This window comes from Streptomyces sp. NPDC048671, assembly GCF_055587045.1.
In genome coordinates, this window is the sequence record NZ_JBVJHB010000003.1 from 390620 (window position 1) to 409978 (window position 19359).

General features: G+C 68.4%; 11 protein-coding genes and 1 pseudogene. 3 read left to right on the forward strand and 9 right to left on the reverse strand.

The features are described from left to right. Positions 1-73: 73 nt before the first annotated feature. Both ACZ6S6_RS08685 and ngcE read right to left on the reverse strand, forming a co-directional pair. On the reverse strand, positions 74-997 hold the full coding sequence (locus ACZ6S6_RS08685; RefSeq protein ID WP_362965906.1) for a carbohydrate ABC transporter permease: 924 nt from the start codon (positions 995-997) through the stop codon (positions 74-76). A 50-nt stretch (positions 998-1047) separates the two neighbouring features. Further along, positions 1048-2490: an N-acetylglucosamine/diacetylchitobiose ABC transporter substrate-binding protein gene (ngcE, locus tag ACZ6S6_RS08690; protein ID WP_362965904.1), complete on the reverse strand. Its 1443-nt coding sequence runs from the start codon at positions 2488-2490 to the stop codon at positions 1048-1050. A 503-nt stretch (positions 2491-2993) separates the two neighbouring features. On the opposite strand from ngcE, the gene ACZ6S6_RS08695 reads away from it, so the two are divergent. Beyond that, positions 2994-6839: a GH92 family glycosyl hydrolase gene (locus tag ACZ6S6_RS08695; RefSeq protein WP_469704440.1), complete on the forward strand. Its 3846-nt coding sequence runs from the start codon at positions 2994-2996 to the stop codon at positions 6837-6839. Positions 6840-6926: 87 nt separating this feature from the next. On the opposite strand, the gene ACZ6S6_RS08700 is transcribed toward ACZ6S6_RS08695, so the two are convergent. From ACZ6S6_RS08700 to ACZ6S6_RS08710, 3 genes are all read right to left on the reverse strand, one after another. Next, on the reverse strand, positions 6927-7994 hold the full coding sequence (locus ACZ6S6_RS08700; RefSeq protein ID WP_469704441.1) for a WxL protein peptidoglycan domain-containing protein: 1068 nt from the start codon (positions 7992-7994) through the stop codon (positions 6927-6929). Between the two features lie 74 nt (positions 7995-8068). Beyond that, positions 8069-10045, reverse strand: a complete 1977-nt coding sequence (locus ACZ6S6_RS08705; protein ID WP_469704442.1) for a purple acid phosphatase family protein — start codon at positions 10043-10045, stop codon at positions 8069-8071. Positions 10046-10183: 138 nt separating this feature from the next. Then, positions 10184-11395 carry a HupE/UreJ family protein gene (locus ACZ6S6_RS08710; RefSeq protein WP_362965896.1) on the reverse strand — a complete coding sequence of 404 codons (1212 nt, stop codon included), beginning with the start codon at positions 11393-11395 and terminating at the stop codon, positions 10184-10186. Positions 11396-11633: 238 nt separating this feature from the next. On the opposite strand from ACZ6S6_RS08710, the gene ACZ6S6_RS08715 reads away from it, so the two are divergent. Beyond that, positions 11634-12302 (forward strand): type 1 periplasmic-binding domain-containing protein, encoded by a 669-nt coding sequence (locus ACZ6S6_RS08715; RefSeq protein ID WP_362965894.1) that lies wholly within the window; start codon positions 11634-11636, stop codon positions 12300-12302. Positions 12303-12519: 217 nt separating this feature from the next. Here ACZ6S6_RS08715 and ACZ6S6_RS08720 read toward each other — a convergent pair whose 3' ends face one another. Together ACZ6S6_RS08720 and ACZ6S6_RS08725 are read right to left on the reverse strand one after the other, a co-directional pair. Then, positions 12520-13584 (reverse strand): lytic polysaccharide monooxygenase auxiliary activity family 9 protein, encoded by a 1065-nt coding sequence (locus ACZ6S6_RS08720; protein ID WP_362965892.1) that lies wholly within the window; start codon positions 13582-13584, stop codon positions 12520-12522. Positions 13585-13785: 201 nt separating this feature from the next. Continuing rightward, entirely contained in the window at positions 13786-15282 is a 1497-nt protein-coding gene (locus tag ACZ6S6_RS08725) for a hypothetical protein (RefSeq protein ID WP_469704443.1), read from the reverse strand. 282 nt (positions 15283-15564) lie between these two features. Between ACZ6S6_RS08725 and ACZ6S6_RS08730 the strand changes: the two are divergent. Further along, positions 15565-15915, forward strand: a pseudogene (locus ACZ6S6_RS08730) (transposase); the annotation flags it as partial. Positions 15916-16066: 151 nt separating this feature from the next. Here ACZ6S6_RS08730 and ACZ6S6_RS08735 read toward each other — a convergent pair. Together ACZ6S6_RS08735 and yicI are read right to left on the reverse strand one after the other, a co-directional pair. Next, entirely contained in the window at positions 16067-16711 is a 645-nt protein-coding gene (locus ACZ6S6_RS08735; RefSeq protein WP_469704444.1) for a histidine phosphatase family protein, read from the reverse strand. Between the two features lie 218 nt (positions 16712-16929). Further along, positions 16930-19185: an alpha-xylosidase gene (yicI, locus tag ACZ6S6_RS08740; RefSeq protein WP_469704445.1), complete on the reverse strand. Its 2256-nt coding sequence runs from the start codon at positions 19183-19185 to the stop codon at positions 16930-16932. Positions 19186-19359: the final 174 nt, after the last annotated feature.

The window sequence follows — 19359 nt, forward strand, 5'->3', positions numbered from 1 at the left end:
GTCGAGCCGGCCGCCGGGGCCGGGCTGTCTTGCCTGCTGGGGATCCGGGTGCCGCGCCCCGGGGAGCGCGGCATCAGAACTCCAGCCGCTCGCGCCGACCCAGTCGCATCACGATGGCGGCGAACGCCATGGTGATGATGAGCAGTCCGACACCGATCGTCGTCGCGTATCCGGCCTGACCGTCACGGAAGGCCGTCTGGTAGACGTACAACGGCAGGACGGTGGTCGAGTAGTCGGGACCACCGGGGCCCACGGTCATGACCTGTACGGCCGTGAACGCCTCGACCCCGAGCGCCAGGATGCCCATGTAGACCCAGCCCGACTGCACGGTGTCCCAGAGCAGCGGCAGGGTGATCTTGAAGAACGTCGTGACGCGGCTGGCCCCGTCCAGGAGCGCCGCCTCGTAGAAGTCCTTCGGGATCGAGGCCATTCCGGCGGAGAAGAGGACGACGAAGAATCCGACGGTCGACCAGATCAGCACCGACATGACACAGATGAGCGCCAGGCTCGGATCGCCCAGCCAGTCCGGCTGAATGGAGCCGAGCCCGACTCCCTTGAGCGCCGCATTCAGCATTCCACTGCGCGGGTTGAACGCGAACTGGAACAGCAGGGCGACGATGACGATCGAAAGCACCTGCGGGAAGAAGTAGGCGATCTTGTAGAACTCCGAGCCCCGCACGCCGGAGACCGCGGCGTTCTTGCGCCGCCGGCCTCCGACATTGAGCATGAAGGCGAAGAAGAGCGCGAGGCCCAGCGTCACCAGCGGCAGCAGCAGCACAAGCAGCAGGCTGTGCTGCAAGGACTTCCAGAAGATGTCGTCCTTCAGCATCCTGGTGTAGTTGTCGAACCCGACCATCTTGAAGTCGGGACTCAGACCGGTCCAGTCCGTGAACGAATAGTAGATGGCCTGGATGAACGGCCAGATGACGAAGACCGCGTACAACACCAGTGGGACTACCAAGAACCCCACAATGAAGCGGTACCTGCCGTGCTGCATCGTTTACCGACCCCGATCTTTCCGCGGGTGCCGCCGCTGGTGACGGTTACTCACTGGTGCTTGTAGTGCTTGATGGACTGGTCCTTGGCCGCGGCGTCCGCGTAGCCCTGGATCTTCTTGATGGCCTCTGCGGGCGTCATACGCCCGGCCATCATCTCGCCGAGGCCGGAACCGATCTGCTCCTTCTGGAGCTTGGCGTACCAGTCCTGCATACGCGGGTTCACCACGTTGTCGCCGGCCTTCTTCAGCACGTCGACGCCGGCCTGCATGGCCGTGGACAGGGTCAGACCGTCGGTGCCGCCGTTGTAGGCGCTCAGCGACTTGACCTGCTTGGTGAAGTTCTTCGAGGACTCCTCGGAGAGCATGATGCGCAGCTGCTCCATGCCGCCCTCGGGGTTCTTCGCCTTGGCCGGGACGATGAACGGCTCGCCGCCGGACGCCCAGACGGTGCCGAAGGGCAGCTTGTCGGACGAGTCCAGGCCGGAGGGCGCCCCGACCATCATCTTGAAGTCCTTGGGCGTGGTCGGCGCCGCCTCGTTCTCCACCCACGAACCGTTCGGGATGAAGAGGGCCTTGCCCTTGGTCCACTCGGTCTGCGACTGGATGTGGGTCAGGCCGGCGGTGCCCTTGAGGATGTACCCCTTCTGCTGCAGCTCGTAGTACGCCTCGAACGCGGCCTTGACGGCCGGGTCCTTCCAGGCGTTCGGCTCCAGGTTGTCGATCTTGTCGAGAACCTCCCGGCCACCGATCTTGGCGATGAACGGGTAGAGCGAGAACGGAAGGTAGTAGGGGTACTTACCGGCGTACGTCCAGCCGGCGATGCCCTTCTTCTTCGCCTTCGCACACAGGGCGAGCATGTCGTCCCAGTTCTCGGGGTACTGGGCATCCAGACCCTCGAGCGCGGTCTGCGAGTACCAGACGCCGTACACCGTGTACGCGTAGTACATGATCCAGACCGGGTCGCCGTCGAACTGACCCATCTCCAGAACACCCGGGCGCAGGGTGTCGCGGACCTTCTTGGCCGGGTCGTCGAAGGACGGGGCGTCCATCAGCGGCGTCAGGTCGAGCAGCTGCTTCTTGCCGACGAGGACACCCATGTCCATCTGCTCGGCGCCCGAGTTGTCGATCAGGTCCGGCGGGGTGCCACCGTTGAAGCGCGGCTGCAGCTGCGACTGGATCTTCTGCGTCGCGGTGTGCTTGACCTTGGCCTTGGGGAAGCCCTTGGTGTACTGCTTCTCGGCGTCGATCGCGTACTGCTCGCCGAAGCCGCCGTTGAAGATGACCACGTCGAGACCGGCCGTGTCATTGACGCCCAGCGGGTTCTTCGCGCTGGTCTTGCCCTTCTTGACCGTGTCGTCACTGCTGCTGTCGCTACTCGCACACGCCGACAGGAAGCTCATCGTCGGAACGGTGATCAGACCGAGTGCGGCAGACCGCTTGATCACGTCGCGACGGCCGAGGCCCTCATTCTTGTGGGCGGAGGTGGATCGCATGCTCAAGTCCTCGCCTTCTACAGGACTCAGGCGGTGTTGTACCGGTCGCCCATCGATATTCGCCTCAGGCGAAGGGCCCCGCCACCGCGGTCAGTTGCGCTTGGGTGGTGCAGATTTCAGGCTAGCCATTGCAGTGGGGGGCGCAGGGGGACCGGCCAGCCGACGCACCTGTGGCGCGTCGAGTTGCCATGCCCCCGTTGTCCCCCCTGTTCGCACAGTTGAAAAAATGCTGTGCAGATGCCGACAGGTATAGTCCACTTGCAGCCAACTGAGCAAGATCGAATGCAGGTTTGAGCGGCAGTCTTTCCCGAGTTGAGACCTCGCGGATACTTCGGCACCGCGCGGCCTCCTCCGGGTGTAACGATTTCCGCAATACGGTCGATTCGACCGCGCGCTTCCATCCAACACCCTTGACACCACCAGCCACTTCACTTCCTACTGGTTCCTGCGCACGCTTCTGACAACGTTGTCCAAGCGCACTTCCTCGGGAGGAATGGCTCGGCATGCAGCCCCGACACAGTTCTCGCAAGAGACAAAACAGTACGGCCGCGCTGATCGCGGCTTCACTGGTCCTGGTCGTGACAGCCCCCACCGCGGCCGCCGCTCAGTCGGCCGGGTCAGGAGAAAAGGGTCATAAGCCTTCGGGCGACCGGGTATTCAGTTCATCCTTCGAGGCTGACGAGAAGCAGCCGGACTGGCGCAATACCGTCGAAGAAGGCCCTGACGGAAAGAAGCGGACATCCGGTATCGATGGCGGCTTCTCCGCCGGAATACCGGGCAATGTCACCGACAAGGTCACAGACGTCCGCGCGAGCGATGAGAACACCGGCGGCGGCGAGGTGAAGGAAAACCTCGTAGACGGTGAATCCGGTACGAAGTGGCTGTCGTTCAGCCCCACCGCCTGGGCCGAGTTCAACCTCGCCGAGCCGGTCAAGGTCGTCACGTACGCGCTGACCTCGGCCGACGACCACGACGAGCGGGACCCGAAGGACTGGACGCTCCAGGGCTCCGAGGACGGCAAGAGCTGGACGGACCTGGACTCCCGGACCGGCCAGACCTTCTCCGAGCGCTTCCAGACCAAGTCGTACGACTTCACGACGGACAAGGCCTACCAGCACTTCCGCCTGGACATCACCAAGAACAACGGCGCCGGTGACGCGACCCAGCTCGCCGACGTCCAGTTCTCCGACGGGGACACCTCGTCCCCGGCCCCCGACGACATGCGCAGCCAGATCGACCGCGGCCCCTCCGGCTCCCCCACCGCCAAGGCCGGCGCGGGCTTCACCGGGAAGAAGGCGCTGCGCTACGCGGGTACGCACAAGGCGGACGGCCGGGCCTACTCGTACAACAAGGTCTTCGACGTCAACACGGCCGTCACCCGGGACACCGAGCTGTCCTACCTGGTCTACCCCCAGATGGGCGAGACGGACCTGTCGTACCCCGCCACGCACGTCGCGGTGGACCTGGCGTTCACCGACGGCACGTACCTGAGCGAGCTGCACGCCACCGACTCCAACGGCGGTCCGCTGACCCCGCAGGGCCAGGCCGACGCCAAGCGGCTGTACGTCAACCAGTGGAACAAGGTCGACGCGCGCATCGGCACGGTCGCGGCGGGCAAGACGGTCGACCGGATCCTCGTCGCGTACGACTCCCCCAAGGGACCGTCGAAGTTCCAGGGCTGGATCGACGACGTCAAGATCGCCCCGAAGGCGCCGGAGAAGCGCAAGGCGCACCTCTCGGACTACGCCTCGACCGTCCGCGGCACCAACTCCAGCGGCAGCTTCTCCCGGGGCAACAACTTCCCCGCCACCGCGGTCCCCAACGGTTTCAACTTCTGGACCCCGGTGACCAACGCCGGATCGACGAGTTGGCTGTACGACTACGCGAAGGGCAACAACGAGGACAACCTGCCCACCCTCCAGGCCTTCAGCGCCAGCCATGAGCCGAGCCCCTGGATGGGCGACCGGCAGACCTTCCAGCTGATGCCGTCGGCGGCCTCCGGCACCCCGGACGCCTCCCGCGAGGCACGCGCCCTGCCGTTCAAGCACGAGAACGAGACGGCGAGGCCCCACTACTACGGGGTCACGTTCGAGAACGGCCTCAAGGCCGAGATGACGCCGACCGACCACGCGGCGCGGATGCGGTTCACGTATCCGGGCAAGGACGCGAGCATGGTCTTCGACAACGTCTCCAACGACGGCGGGCTCACCCTCGACCCGAAGACCAGCTCCTTCACCGGGTTCTCCGACGTGAAGAGCGGCGGCTCGACCGGTGCCACCCGGCTCTTCGTGTACGGCGTCTTCGACGCCCCCGTCACCAGCAGCGGGAAGCTCTCCGGCGGCGGTGGCGACGACGTGACCGGCTACCTCCGCTTCGACGCGGGCAAGGACCGCACCGTCAACCTGCGCCTCGCCACCTCGCTGATCAGCATCGACCAGGCGAAGCAGAACCTGGCCGCGGAGATCCCCGCCTCGCGCTCCTTCGGCCGGGTCGAGGACAAGGCCCAGGACACCTGGGACGACCTGCTGGGCAAGGTGGAGGTCGAGGGCGCGACCGCCGACCAGCTGACCACGCTGTACTCCAGCATGTACCGGCTCTACCTCTACCCGAACTCGGGCTTCGAGAAGGTCGGCGGCAAGGACAAGTACGCCTCGCCGTTCTCACCGCAGGTCGGCTCGGACACCCCGACCCACACCGGCGCCAAGATCGTCGACGGCAAGGTGTACGTCAACAACGGCTTCTGGGACACCTACCGGACGACGTGGCCGGCGTACTCCTTCCTCACGCCGAAGAAGGCCGGCGAGATGGTGGACGGCTTCGTCCAGCAGTACAAGGACGGCGGCTGGATCTCCCGCTGGTCCTCGCCCGGCTACTCGGACCTGATGACCGGCACCTCGTCGGACGTCGCGTTCGCCGACGCGTACGTCAAGGGCGTGAAGTTCGACGCGGAGGCGGCGTACGACGCGGCCCTGAAGAACGCCACGGTCGTCCCGCCGTCCTCGGGCGTGGGCCGCAAGGGCATGGAGACCTCTCCGTTCGTCGGCTACGCGAACACCGGCACGCACGAGGGCCTGTCCTGGTCGCTGGAGGGCTACGTCAACGACTACGGCATCGCCCAGATGGGCGAGGCGCTCTACAAGAAGACGCACAAGCAGCGCTACAAGGACGAGTCCGAGTACTTCATGAACCGGGCCCGCAGCTACGTCGAGCTGTTCGACGACAAGGCGGGCTTCTTCCAGGGCAAGGACGCCAAGGGCGACTGGCGGCTGCCGTCCGACCAGTACGACCCGCGGGTCTGGGGCTACGACTACACCGAGACCAACGGCTGGGGCTACGCCTTCACCGCCCCGCAGGACAGCAAGGGCCTCGCCAACCTGTACGGCGGCCGGGACGGTCTGGCCAAGAAGCTGGACACGTACTTCGCCACCCCCGAGACGGCGGGCCCGGAGTTCGTCGGCAGTTACGGCGGCGTCATCCACGAGATGACGGAGGCCCGTGACGTACGGATGGGGCAGTACGGCCACAGCAACCAGGTCGCGCACCACGTCACGTACATGTACGACGCGGCCTCGCAGCCGTACAAGACGCAGGAGAAGGTCCGCGAGGTCCTGGGCCGCCTGTACACGGGCAGCGAGATCGGCCAGGGCTACCACGGCGACGAGGACAACGGCGAGCAGTCGGCCTGGTACCTCTTCTCCTCGCTCGGCTTCTACCCGCTGGTCATGGGCAGCGGCGAGTACGCGATCGGCTCCCCGCTGTTCACCAAGACCACGGTGCACCTGGAGAACGGCCGCGACCTGGTCGTCAAGGCACCGAAGAACAGCGCGAAGAACATCTACGTCCAGGGCCTGAAGGTCAATGGCAAGAAGTGGACGTCCACCTCGCTGCCGCACGACCTGCTGGCCAAGGGCGGCGTGCTGGACTTCGACATGGGCTCCAAGCCGTCGGCCTGGGGCACCGGCAAGAACGCGGCACCGGTCTCCATCACCAAGGACGACGAGGTGGCGTCGCCGAAGAAGGACGTCCTGAAGGGTGCGGGCGCCCTCTTCGACAACACCTCGGCCACCTCGGCATCGGTCGAGTCGGTGGAGCTGCCGGCCCCCGCGGGCACGAAGGCGGTCCAGTACACGCTGACCTCGGACACGGCGGCGAAGGCCCCGACGGGCTGGGTGCTGCAGGGATCGGCGGACGGCACCTCCTGGAAGGACCTCGACAAGCGGTCCGGCCAGACCTTCGCCTGGGACAAGCAGACCCGGGTGTTCTCGGTGCGGGCGCCGAAGGCGTACGCGAAGTACCGGCTGGTGAACACGCGGGCGGCGACGCTGGCGGAGATCGAGCTGATCTCCTGAGTCCTCCGCCGAACGCATGAGGACGGGCCGCCCGCACACCGGGCGGCCCGTTCCCGTGTGCGCGGCCGGCCGGCCCGCTCCGGGCCCTCAGGAGAGCTGGTCGGTCTTGTCCCGCAGGGCTTGTTCCACCGCCTCACGCACCCGCTCCTCCTCACGCCGGGCGCGGCGGACGCGCGCCCGTCGCCGCAGCACGAACCCCGCCGCGGCCGCGCCCAGGAGGAGGACCAGGAGCAGCAGGAGGGTCCAGGGAACGGCCCAGCCGTGGGCCGTGGTCCGGACGGGGTCGAGTGCGGTGGTGGAGCCGGCGGCGTCGGTGACGAGCGGGGTGACGGCGACGGTGGCCGTGAGCCGGACGGCCGGGGTGACGTCGTGGACGGGGACCGTGACCTTCCAGCGCTCGCCCGGCAGCAGCTCCGGCGGCGCGGCGACGGTGCCGGCATCGGTGCTCAGTGTCCCGAAGGGGCCGTTGAGGGTGACCTTCTGGGTGCCGGAGAGCAGCGCGTTGCCGGTGTTGTGGAGGCTGTAGGTCACCGTGGCGTCGCCCGAGGCGAACGGGTTCGCGGAACCCCGGTAGTCGACGTGCACGTCCTCGACGGCGAGTGCGGGCCGCAGGGCGCCGCTGACCCGCAGCTTGATCCGGATGCCGAGGCGGCGGTCGACGGCGATGCCCTCGGTGTCGTCGGACTGCTTGAGCGACGTCAGGATGCCGCCCACGTAGTCGCCGGGGGTCGCGTTGTCCGGGACCTTGACGGTGAAGGGGATCTCGGCGCTCTTGCCCGGGGCTATCCGGACGCTCTTGCGGCCGGCCCGGACCCAGGAGCCGATGGAGCGGGACTTCTTCCCCTCGGTGAGGAGGTCCAGCTGGCCCTTCTCCGCCGTGAAGCCGTCGGCGGCGTAGACGGCGAGGTTCAACGGGTCGGTGCCGTGGTTGGCCACGACCAGGGCATCCTCGGCTCCACCGCCGGGGTTGACGGCGTAGCCGAAGCTCGACCGGTCCTCCCCGTAGTCGTTGGCGGCGGTCCGGACCGTCCAGGTGACGTCGCCCTCGGCCGCCCGTGCCGGGCCGGTGGAGGTGCCGAACGCCAGGGCCGCGAGGAGGACGAGGAGTGCGGTGCGGACGGCGGCGGTGCGGCGAGGTGGTGCCACTGCGTGCATGGGGTCTCTCTCGGAACGGCGGCGTGGCAGGCTGCGGCGTACCGGAGCCTGCCACGCCGGTGGAGCGGGGAGGGTCAGCTGCTCAGCGCGGTGATGGTGAGGGTGGCCCGGTAGCCGCCCTTCTGAACGGAGTCCGGGATCCTCAGATCGAGGTCGGCGCCCAGCTTGGCCGTGCCGCGGGCGTGCCCCTGGGGCGCGGAGCCGAGGCCCCGGGAGAGGGCCAGGCCGTCACCCTTGCCGCCGTAGCCGGAGGGGACCGACGCACCGGCCTTGGCTCCGGCGCCCTGGTCGAGGAGGTACGGCGACCAGCCGAGGTAGGAGCCCTCGAAGGTCTTCTCGGCGTCCTTGAACTGGCTCACGCCGGCCGAGACCGCCCACGGGGAGAGGGACCGGCGGGTGTCCGACACGAGGATCGGGTTGATCTTGCCGGAGGCGGTGAAGTGGTCACCGTTCTCCTCCTTGGCCGTGCCGAGGTCCACCAGGCCGTTGTAGCCGTCGATGGTCCAGCCGAACTCGCCCGGAGCCGGCTTCGGCACGTTCACCTGGAGGGACTGGCCGTCACCGTTGTACGGGTGGACGCTCACCTTGTCGACGACCGAGCCGACCGGCTGGGCGGCGGTGGTGTTCTTGCACCAGTCGCCCTTGGAGACCTGGGAGTTGGGGGCGTCGCAGCTGCCGCTGCGGATGTTCTCCACGACGAGCTTCTCGTCCCGCACCTGGACCTTGACGTAGCTGCGGACGTGCTCCTGGTTCTGGACGGAGTTGTACCAGTAGCTGTCCGGGTTCAGCGGGTCGGCGCCGTTGCCCGCGCCGCTGGTGCCGCTGGAGTCGGGCTGGGTGATGTCGTAGTACTTCGAACCCGAGGCCGAGTTGGCCGTGACGTAGAGGACGCCGCCGGGGCCGGGGTAGACGTCGGCCGCGCCGGGCTGCTCCCCGGGATCGGCCTTCTCACCGTTCTTGATGAGGTAGCTGCGGGAGTAGCTGTGGTCGTGGCCCTGGAGGACCATGTCGACGCCCAGCTTGGAGAAGGTCGTCGGGAAGTCGACCCGGCGGGCCTTGTTGTCCTTGTCCTTGGCGTGCGAGGCCGGCGAGTAGATCGAGTGGTGGTAGACGAGCACCTTCCACTTGGCTTCGGAGCCGTGCTCGTTGATGACGTCCGTGACGTACTTGGTGTGCGCCTCGTCGCCTCCGCCGCCCTGGGAGGTGGCGTAGCTGTTGCTGTTGAGGTCGATGAACAGCACATCCTTGTAGATGTACCAGTAGTTGCCGCCCGAGGTGTCGGACGCCGGGTTGCCGTTGGAGTACAGCGCGCCCGAGTTGTCGGTGTTGGGCGTCGAGAAGTGCTGCTCGTACGCCTTGCCGCCGACGTCGTGGTTGCCGATGGTGGCGGCCCAGGGGTACTGGCGCAGCTGGTCGGGCGCCAGGAAGGAGTTCCACTGGGACTCGTTGTTGGCGCTCTCGACCTGGTCGCCGCCGGAGACCAGGATCTCGGCCTTCGGGTTGGCCTTGGTGGCCACGTCCAGGGTGTCCTGCCAGCCGGCCTGGTCCTGCGCCAGGTCCCCGGAGGAGCCTATCTGCGGGTCGCCGAGGAACAGGAAGTCGTACTCGCCCTCGAAGTCCTGGGTCGCGAAGGAGTACGCCTTGGACCAGTTGCCCTGGGTTCCGACGCGGTAGGAGTAAGCGGTGTTCTCCTTGAGGCCGGTGAGCGTGGCGCTGCGGTTGTAACCGCCGCTGGCCGCGATGTTCTTGGCGCCCAGGGCGTCGAAGACGGCGGAGCCGGCGGGGAACTCGCCACCGGTGAGCTGCGCGGTGGGGGCGAGCTGGACCTTCTGGGCGGTGTCGGCGGAGGAGTACCAGCTGACGGTGCGCTGGGTCTCGTTGGCGCCGACGCCCAGGACGATCCCGGAGAGCGTGGCGGATTCGGCCGCGGCGGCGGGCGAGGCCTGCCCGCCCGCGAAGGCCACGGCCAGACCGAGGAGGACGGCGGTGGCGCCGGTGGCCACACGGTGCCGCACAGGCCCTCGGGCCCGCTGGGAAGCGTTCGTTCTCATGAAGTATCGATTCTTTTGTGTACAAACGGTGGGCACGAAGTGCACACGCGAAGGAGGACACCAAGTTCTCCGCACGAGGTGAACGGCCCGCGAATGCGATGAGGGTGGAGGCTGAACATCAGCGCTGACCTGCGGTTCCTACGATTCGGTCACGCGCTGCACGAACCAGGCGAGGCCCATCGCGGCCACCCCCGCCGACAGCGCTCCGGTGACCCACCGGGCGGCCCGCGGCGATCGGCGTCCGAGCAGCAGGAGGAGCGGGAACAGCACGGCGATGAAGCCGAGTTGGACGGCCTCGATGCCGATGTTGAACACCAGCAGGGACCACAGCAGAGTCCAGGACCACGAGGCCTCGATGCCGAGGGCGCCCGCGAAGCCGAGGCCGTGCACGAGCCCGAAGCAGAACACGACGCCGAGCCGGGTCCACCCGGCCCGGTCCAGGGCGAACCGGCTCCCGCCCGGCGCCCGGAGTTCCATGACCTGGCCGCCGCCCCCTCGCAGGCGCCACAGGTGCCAGCCCGCGACCACGGCGATGGACAGTGCGATGACGGGCTCCACAAGCCCCGCGGGGACGTCGACCAGCCCCAGGGCGGCCAGCAGGAACGTCACCGAGTGGGCGAGGGTGAACGCGGTGGCGGCGAGGACGACTTCGCGGGGGCGCCGGGATCCGGCGATGAGGGCGAGCAGGAACAGGATGTGGTCGGTGCCCGTCAGCAGGTGCTCGGCGCCGAGGCGGAAGAACTCCCAGAAGCGCTCCGTCCAGGACTGGCTGATCGGGAAGGACGGGTGCCCGCTGTCGAGGGCGGCGCTGCCGGTACGGCCGTCGACGTCGTAGGTGACGATCGTCTTTGTTCCCTTGACGTAGCCCTCCGGGTCGGGGAAGAGGGCGCTGCGGATCTCGTGGTCGCCGGTGCCGTGTCCGGCGCAGGTCCAGTCGAGCGCGATCAGCGCGTAGGGCACGCCCTCCTCGGTGCCCATCCGGAACCCGCCGACGGGAGCGGGCTCGCAGGCGGTGCCACCCGTGGTGACCGAGAAGCGTTGGGTGACGTAGTCGACGACGGTCTCGCGGTGGGAGTCGAGGGCCGCGGCGCGGGCGCGGGCGTCCCCGTCCTCGAACGCGTCGGTTCCGGCGCGGAAGAGGGGGTCGTCGGAACCCGCGTCCGCGGCCGAGACGACGAGCAGGTCGTACTCCAGCTTCAGTTCGGTCCGGAGCGGGCCGTCACCGTCGGCGGTGACGTGCGCGTACACGACGGAGGTGAAGCCATGGGCGGCGGCGGGCCTGACGAGGCCGAGGAAGAGGAAGGCCGCCGCGGCGAAAACGAGCAGCAGGCGGCGGACACGGTGCGACATGAGTCTCCTTGGGGTTACCCGTGCACCGTGCTGGTCGCGGATGAACCGACGACGACCGGTCAGCGAACCATGAGAAAACAAACGTTCGAAAGCGGCCGGATCGATGGAGATCGTGTGGAACGGACGCGCAGGATGTGGGAAAAGCCGCTCCGCACCCGGCTCCGTCCAGCTCCCCGCCCGGCTCCGTCCAGCTCCTCGCCGGGCAGCCGCCACGCTTCCCTCCCGGAGGACGATCGCCTTGCACCGCCCGCCCCTCGCCGCCGTACTGGTGGTGGCCACCGCCCTGCTCACCGGATGCGCTTCGGGCGACGACTGGTCGCAGCGGCGCCCCAGCCCTTCCGCCGTCGGCGCGCTGGGTGCGGGCTTCACCGGTCCGGGCAGGTCGCCCGCACCGGAGTCGACGATCACGCCGGGCCCGGGTTCGTGGTCCGGGGTCCGGCCCGCGCCCGGCACCCGTGTCGTCCTGCTCAGCGCGGGCGGCGACCGCCCGGCGAAGACCCTGGCGAAGGCGGTGAAGGCGTGGGCGAAGGACGCGGACGTGGACCTGCGCACCGTGACCGCGTCCGGCGCCGCCGACCTCCTGCCCGCCGTCGAACGGGCCCTGGAGCTGCACCCGGATCTCGTCGTCAGCGCGGGCAACGACCTCATCGATCCCCTGACGACGGTCAGCCCGAGCCATCTCGCCCAGCAGTTCCTGGTCGTGGGCGCGGAACTCGCCGAACCCACCGAGAACGTGACGGCGGTCGACTGGTCGGGGGCCTCGTTCCGCGGCGAGGGACTCGGCATGTCATCGACGTACGACCCGGCCTCGTTCACCGACGCCCGCTGCGCGGCGGCCATCCGGGCCGGCGCCGCGGCGGTACTGACGGGACACACCGGGATCGTGGTGTGGCTGGACGAGTTCTAGGGGGCCGCGGGGCCGGACGGGACTTCGCGGACACGACGTGGGGCCGGTCTCATCGCCGAGGAATCGCGCACGGACGGCCGGTCTCATCGCCGAGGGATCGCGCGCGGACGGCCGGTCTCATCGCCGAAGGATCGCGCACGGACGGCCGGTCTCATCGCCGAAGGATCGCGCACGGACGGCCGGTATCCCCCCACGAGATGCCGGCCGTCCGCGTTCCTCACCCCACTGTGCAGGCGAGTTCGGTGGCGGGATCGGGGTCGCCTCCGGTGGAAACGTACCCGAAGGTCGCGGACTGCCCCGGGTCGAGGGATCCGTTCCAGTCCACGTTGTGGACCATCACGTCCTGGCCCTGGACGGTCATCGCACCGCTCCAGAGGCTGTCCACGCTCTGCCCGTCCGGCTGGGTCCAGCCGACCATCCAGCCGAGCATCGGTACGTCACCGGTGTTGGTGACGGTCACCTCGGACTGGTAACCGCCGCTCCAGCTGCCGGTGGTGGCTAGCGTCGCGGTGCACAGGCCGGGCGGCGGTTCGGTCGGGATCGTCGGGTCCTTGACCCCGGTCACCTCACCGTTGCCCCCGTCGAAGACCACGTCGGAGCAGGAGTAGAACGTCTCCTGGCTGTCGGAGCGCTCCCACACCATGTAGATGATGTTGCGGCCGTCCTTGCCGGCCGGAAGCGTCCCGGACCAGGAGTAGTTGGCCTCCACCGTCCCCGGAGTCCCGTTCAGCGGCGGGTGATCGACGTCGAGGAAGGGCGCGTCCTCCATATCGTCCCAGGTCAGCGGCTGCGTCGGGTCGTAGCCGTCCTTGGTGATGTAGACGTGGAACGAACCGGGGTGCGCCGCCCAGGCGTTGTACGCGAAGTCGACGGTCGCACCCGAGGTCAGATGGGTCAGCGGCCAGTCGGCGCTGGGCGTGTTGAAACCGGTGAAGTTGGGGTTCCCGCCGCTGCACAGCTCACCGTCCGGCACGAAGCCGCGGGTGCGGCCCGCGCCGTCGGAGCGGAGCACGGAGAACCAGTTGTAGAACGGCGTGGTGCCGCTCTCCTGCGCGGCGGCCCGGCAGGCGGGGTTGACGGGTTTGATCTCCCCGGTGTCGGTGAGAGCGTCCTGCCAGCACAGGAAGGTACGGCTGGCGGGCTTCATCGGCGTGCCATGGGCCTCGGCCCGGCCGCCGGAGGAGACGACGACCAGCCCGAGGGCGGGGAGGGTCGTGAGGAGGGCGAGCAGGGTCAGAAGCAGTGCTCTGGGCCGGGTAGAGGCCAGTAATCGGTCGATCACGATGTAGGTCCCTTCGCTGCGATGGCTTGGGAGCGCTCCCACTGCCCGGGGAGGCTAGCGCGGCGGAGCGGGACTGTAAACGGCCCCGGTTCCGGTTTTCGGCGCCCGCTGCCGCGGGTGGGTCCGGGGCGGGCGCCGGCGGGACGGGGCGGGCGGGCGCCACGTTCCGCTCATGCCGCAGCCGAGGGGCCAGGGCGCCTCTCAGAGGAGCTGATCCGGCGGGATCAGGAGCTGTTCCGCGGCGACACGGACCAGCGGAACCTCGCGGGCAAGATGGAGGTCGTCGGTGTAGGGGCTGTAGCGGCGGGTGGAAGCCTTGCTGTGGGTGATCGCGCAGCGGACGATGTATATGCGCGATGCCGTCTCGCGCTTCAGCCTCGCCTCTCCATCCGCGTCGAGTGGGCTCGTGAATTCCAAGTGGGGGACATCGACAAAGGGGAGGTTCCCGGCAGCGAAGTACTCGACAGTGCCCACGTCGCGCATGTCGAGCCGACTGAGGTCGGCGGCAAGCCGGCGCACGTCGAGGGAGACTTCGAGTAGATCCTGCACGGCCCTCAGTTCGGTGAACCTCACCTCGTCGTCCTTCACGCCGAGCAGGTCACGGGCTTGCTTCGCGGCCTTGCGGATGCCGTCGACGGGGCGCTGCAGAACACCCCCGACGGCCGCGACCCTCCGGCTCAGATTCTCGAACCACGCTTCCTCCATCTGGTACTCGAGCACGTGGTAGTACCCCATGAACGCGGCGAAGGGGTTGTCCGCAGCGATCGCCCGCAGATACCTCAGGGACAACTCCTCATCCGCAGCAGCGAGCGCACCGAGGAGCCGGTCACCCATGTGGCCGGTGGGGCTCCCCTGACCGATGGCGTCGACGAACTCCGCTGCCCGACCATGCAGCTGTCGTATGAACCGCGGCTGTGAAGGAGAGCTCTCCAGACGGTCGACGTCCAGAACCGGGGCGAGAACCACGTCGCTCTCATAAGCGAGGCGCGTGCGGAAGCTCGTCGCCAGCTTCTCAAGCTCGTCTGTACCTGTTCCGCGAGGACCTTCAAGACGTAGGGAGACGAGCTCTGGGCGGGCCATGACGCGCAGCAGACGCACTGCGGACACGCGGGTACGCGCACCCTCGGCGAGCCCCTTCTTCTCCTCCTGTTCGATCAGGAACTGGAACAGACGCTGCCGGTCCAGGAACTCCGTTCGTTCGAAGCCGACGCGGCGGAGCGCCAGACGCAGCAGCAGATCAATCGACGGGGGCCCCACGGTGACCGTGCACTCCCCGGCCGCGGTTCTGACCTTGTATGTCACGCTCTCGCCCTGCGGCCTCCTAAGCACCTCATGGGGCGTCTCGTCGCGGACCAGCATCTCCAGGGTGGCGGGTCCCTCGACCTGGGTGTCGGGCCTTCCTCTGGAGGCGATGAGCCGGTGGGCCGTCTCCACGATCGCGTCGAATCCGACCTCCGCCTCCCAGTCAGCGCGAGGCCGGTCGGGGGCGCGCCGGTAGGCATCACGGAGGACGTCGTCAATGTCATCGACACCGGTTCCTCCGCTCTCCAGGGTCGCGCCCAGCACGAAGACGAGGCGGTCGGCCGGTTCAGTCCGCGGTTCATAGTCGACGAGCTGTTGGCTCAGCACCCACACGATCGCCTCGGCGACCTCCTCAACATCAGAAAGGTCCGACAGCGGCCCGAAGTTGTCCCGCACCTTGCCCCCAGGAGATGGATCGCGCGGACCGGCCTGACAGCTCCTTCAGGAGCGATGCGGAACCGTCGCGATGCCGACGACAAGGCCAGCCGATCAATGTATCAGCGGCCAAGGCCCAACGCCCCAAATGATCTTAGTGAGCAGGGCTCGGTTCAGGCTCGTCGGACGCTCTGGATTTCAGCTGGCTGGTTCAGGCCCTGTCGGGAAAGTCGGGATGGTCCGTACAAGGCGAAGCAAGATCATGCAAGTCATGGCACGGCCAGGGATCGCGGGCGTGACGGGTTATTCGGGGTTTTCAAATCCCCGGCAAGCCGGATCATCGATCACCTCGGGCCGATGCTCACCCTCCAGCCCCGCAAGCGGTTCGCGAAGGACACCGTGCTGATCGTGGACGGCACCATGGTGCCCACCCGTGATCACTCCATAGCCAAACAGTCCAAGAACTACCGATACTCCACCAACCACCAGGTCGTCATCGACGCCGACACCTGCCTGGTCGTCGTGGTCGGCCATCCTCTACCCGGGAACCGCAACGACTGCAAGGCGTGGGAGGAGTCCGGCGCGAAGGCCGCCGTCGGCCATGCGCAGCAGTTAGGCGCAGCTGGCGCAAATATCCCTGATGGCTGGTTTCCTGCGCGGAAACCAGCCATCAGGTGTTTCAAGCCTCAAGTCACGGGTTCCAGGGCCCTGTTGCCATGTCCCGCCGGGGAGCTTCCGCGCGGGTGCCTTCGATGTTCTTCCCGCAGACATTCCGCACAACCGACGGCGACCCGCCCGTTCAGCCTCAGGCCCGCTCCGGTGTCTCCGGAACGGCCGTGGGGAACAGGCTCTCCGGCAGGGTCACGTTCCACGCCGTGATGACCGGCTGGCCGTGCTCCCGGCCGAGCCGGGACACCGCCCCGGTGGCGAGCTGGAAGAGCGTGCCCTCGGCCGGGGTCAGGCCGAGGTAGCGGGCGGTCAGGACGCGCAGGAAGTGGGAGTGGGCGACGAGCACGATGTCCTCGTCACCGGTCCGTTCGGCCCCCTCCCGGACCTCCGCCAGCACCCGGTCGGCCCGCTCCCCCACCTCCGCGGGGGTCTCCCCCGGATGCGCCTCGGGGCCTGCGGTGACGCCGTCGGTCCAGAGGTTCCAGCCGGGGCGGGTGAGCCGGATGTCGTGGGTGGTGATGCCCTCGTAGCCGCCGTAGTCCCACTCGCGCAGCTCGGGGGTGACCCGGGGCGCGGCGAGCCCGGCGAGTTCGGCGGTGCACCGGGCCCGTACGGAGGGGCTGACCAGGGTGAGGGCGATGTCGCGGTCCGCGAGCAGCGGCGCGAGGGCGCGGGCCTGGCGTTCCCCGAGGGGCGTCAGGGGCAGGTCGGTGTGGCTCGTGTGCTGTCCGTTGCGGGACCACTCGGTCTCGCCGTGCCGGATCAGGATCAACTCGCCCATGTGAAGGCCATCCGCTCTCTGTGCCGTTTCCGCTCACCGAAGCCGCCCGGCGGGACCGGGCGGCTTCACACGCTGTCAGCGGTTCGAACCCGCTGATCCACGATCGCATTCCGGCCGTGGCGAGGGCGGCGGCGCGCCCGGAGACACCCGGATACCGCCGCGCCCTGCCCGGCCGGCCTGTCGGATCGGGCCGGGCAGGGCGGTCCGGTCCGGCTCGCTCAGCCCTTGGTGACGTCCAACGCGGTCCCGCCGACGACCACGACCTCGTACGGCCGGTCCGTGTCCGCCGTGACGCGGAGCGTGTCGTCCTCGCGGACCAGGTGGTACGTGGCGGCGGGGGCGCCGGTGAGGTCGGGGACGGTCACCGTGCGGGTGAAGTCGCCCAGGCCCTCGGGGGCGTACACGCGCAGCTCCAGGTTCTGCGTCCAGTCGCCGTCGGGGCGGGAGATGTCCGCGCCCAGCGGCAGGACCGCGCCGGGGCGGACCAGGAGCGGGAGGCTGTCGAAGCCGTGGGTGCCGTGGTGCCAGCCGGGCCCGGTGACCGTCTCGCCGGTCAGGAAGTGGGTCCAGGTGCCCTCGGGGACGTAGTACTCGACCTGCCCGTCCTCGCTGAAGACCGGCGCGACCAGGAGGTCGGGGCCCAGCAGGTACTGGCGGTCCACCGTGCGGGTGGCCGGGTCGTCGGGGAACTCCAGCAGCATCGGCCGCATGGTGGGGACGCCGGTGCGGTGGGCCTCGACGGCCGCGCCGTACAGGTACGGCATCAGGCGGTGCTTCAGCTCGGTGAACTGCCTGGCGACCGCGACCGCCTCGTCGCCGAACTCCCACGGCACCCTGTAGGACGAGGAGCCGTGCAGACGGCTGTGCGAGGAGAGCAGGCCGAAGGCGAGCCAGCGCTTGAAGACCGCCGGGTCGGGGGTGCCCTCGAACCCGCCGATGTCGTGGCTCCAGAAGCCGAAGCCGGACAGGCTCAGCGAGAGGCCGCCGCGCAGCGACTCGGCCATCGCGCCGAACGAGGACCAGCAGTCGCCGCCCCAGTGGACGGGGAACTGCTGGCCGCCGGCGGTGGCGGAGCGGGCGAACAGGACCGCCTCGCCTTGGCCGCGCTCCTTCTCCAGGAGTTCGAAGACGGCCTTGTTGTACAGGTGCGTGTAGTAGTTGTGCATCCGCTCCGGGTCGGAGCCGTCGTGCCAGACGACATCGGTGGGGATGCGCTCGCCGAAGTCCGTCTTGAAGCCGTCGACGCCCTGGTCGAGAAGGGTCTTCAGCTTGCTCTGGAACCAGGCGGTGGCCTCGGGGTTGGTGAAGTCGACCAGCGCCATGCCGGCCTGCCACTTGTCCCACTGCCAGATGTCGCCCTCGGAGGTGAGGACGAAGTAGCCCTTGTCGGCGCCCTCCGCGTACAGGGCGCTCTTCTGCGCGATGTACGGGTTGATCCAGACGCAGATCTTCAGCCCCTTCTCCTTGAGCCGGGTGAGCATGCCGACCGGGTCGGGGAAGGTGTCCGGGTCCCATTCAAAGTCGCACCACTGGTACTCGCGCATCCAGAAGCAGTCGAAGTGGAACACCGAGAGCGGGATGCCGCGTTCGGACATGCCGTCCACGAAGGAGGTGACGGTCGCCTCGTCGTAGTCGGTGGTGAACGAGGTGGTCAGCCAGAGGCCGAACGACCAGGCCGGGGGCAGGGCCGGGCGGCCGGTGAGCGCGGTGTAGCGGGTGAGGACGTCCTTGGGCGTGGGGCCCGCGACGACGAAGTACTCCAGGACCTGGTCCTCGACGCTGAACTGCACCTGGCCGACGGCCTCGGAGCCGACCTCGAAGGAGACCTTGCCGGGGTGGTTGACGAAGACGCCGTAGCCGCGCGAGGACAGGTAGAACGGGACGTTCTTGTACGCCTGTTCGCTGTTGGTGCCACCGTCGGCCTGCCACATGTCGACGACCTGGCCGTTCTTGACGTACGGGGTGAACCGCTCGCCGAGGCCGTGGATCGTCTCGCCGACACCGAGGGCGAGCTGGGCGAACATGTGGTGGCTGCCGTCCCGCACGGTGGCGAAGGCGGTGCCCTTGCGCCCGGCGGCGGTCAGGAGCCGGCCGTCCGCGTCCAGGAACTCCAGGCCGAAGTCGCCCCCGGTGGGCAGCCGGAGGGTGAGCGGGCCGCTGGTGAGTTCGGCGGCGGGGCCGGCGTCACGGGTGGTGGCCGTGGCGTCCTCGGTGGCGCCGGGCAGGGCGAAGTCCGGGCCGGGGCGGCGCTTGCCCGCGAGGTGGGTGACGCGGACCCCGATGACACCTTCGGCGGGGGCGTAGGCCTCCACCGTGATCAGGGGCGCGTTGAGCGTGTCACCGCGCCGTGTCACGCGCTTGACGGCCGCGTGAACGGTGAGTCGGTCGGCGTCGATCCGCAGGTCACGGAGGTCGGTGGCGTACGAGGCGTCCACACCGTCTCGCATCTGCCAGAAGCCGTCGGTGAACTTCATGGGGGTCTTCCTTAGCCGGTACGGGGGTGTTCTGGGTGCGTCGTCAGGAGTCCTGTTCCGGTTTTGATCGTACACAAAACAAATAATTTTCGAAGCGCTTCGACAGTGCCGAAATTGGCGGTGCGGCCCACCTGGATCTCCAACCAACAACCTCCCGGCGCACGCTCAGGTTGG